The following is a 1,262-nucleotide window of genomic DNA, read 5'->3' as shown; positions in this document are numbered from 1 at the left end:
ACTGTTCTTACCCATAAAAAGTAGACACTCGGTTATGCGCATTTGCGCTCATACTCAGCCGGGCTGACATAGCCAATCGCTGAGTGCCTACGGACACGGTTATAAAATATCTCAATGTACTCGAAGATACCTGACTTCGCCCGTTCAATCGAGTCGTAGTTTTCTGCATAAATCAGTTCTACTTTTAGCCGGCTGAAGAAGGCTTCCATGGCGGCATTATCCCAGCAATTGCCTTTACGGCTCATGCTAGGCACACAGCCGGCATTCATCAACACATCCTGATATGCTGTCGAACGATACTGCACGCCCCGGTCTGAATGCACTATCAAGCCTTGCTTGGGCTGCCGTCGCGCCAGTGCCATCTTCAGGGCCTGCGTAATCAATTGCTCCGTCATGCTGGTATCCAGCGACCAACCCACTATCGCTCTGGAGTATAAATCCATCACCGTTGCCAGGTATAACCATTTATCTTTCAGCCAGATATAGGTGATATCCGTTGTCCAGCGCTCGTTGGGTTTCTCAGCGTCAAACCGCCTTTTCAACAGGTTATCGGCCACATTGGTCATCGCTTCGGTGCGTGGGCTGTAGCGAAACGACTTGCCGTTACGCGCCCGTATTCCTCTGGCTTTGAGGATACTGGCCACGGTGTTCAGGCAACAGCTTACGCCCAGCGCATTTAGCTCTTTTACCAGCCTGGGCGCGCCGTAGCGCGCTTTGTAATGGGCATAGCTGTCGAGTACCTGCTGCTCCAACTTCTCGTGCTTTACGCTGCTCAGGCTTGGTTTACGACCCCGCCAGCGGTAAAAGCCGGAGGCTGATACTTCCAATACCCGGCACATCAACCTGACCGTATACTGCCCCACATATTCACTTATCAGGGCGTACTTTACTCCTGCAACTTGGCAAAGTACGCAGCTGCCTTCTTTAGAAATTCATTTTCCTTTTTCAGCGTGTCCAGCTCACGCTTTAACTGCCGGACTTTCTCGCTTTCATCCTTGGAATAATCTACGCCATTGATGCTATTAAACTGCTTATCAGACAAGCGGTTAAACTGGGCACGCCAGTTGTAAATCTGATTCGGGTGAATGCCCAATTCCTGAGCAACTGACGTCGCTGTTTTATCGGGTAAATCAGACAATCTTACGGCTTCACGGCGGAACTCTTCTGAGTACGCCTGGGTTTTATGTCTGGCCATTTTGCACCTCAGTGTCAGGTACGATACCTAACTATAGAAGGTGTCTACTGATCATGGGTAACTCGGA

2 protein-coding genes are annotated in these 1,262 nt (G+C 50.2%); both read right to left on the bottom strand.

Annotated features, from left to right (window positions below):
• Positions 1-32: 32 nt before the first annotated feature.
• Positions 33-875: an IS3 family transposase gene (locus EYB30_RS14815; RefSeq protein WP_323601821.1), complete on the bottom strand. Its 843-nt coding sequence runs from the start codon at positions 873-875 to the stop codon at positions 33-35.
• An 11-nt stretch (positions 876-886) separates the two neighbouring features.
• Entirely contained in the window at positions 887-1,195 is a 309-nt protein-coding gene (locus EYB30_RS14810; protein ID WP_206674663.1) for a transposase, read from the bottom strand.
• Positions 1,196-1,262: the final 67 nt, after the last annotated feature.

Origin of the sequence: Rheinheimera pleomorphica (genome assembly GCF_011634895.1) — a bacterium.
GTDB classification, from domain to species: domain Bacteria; phylum Pseudomonadota; class Gammaproteobacteria; order Enterobacterales; family Alteromonadaceae; genus Alishewanella; species Alishewanella pleomorphica.
This window is presented reverse-complemented; position numbering and strand designations above follow the sequence as displayed.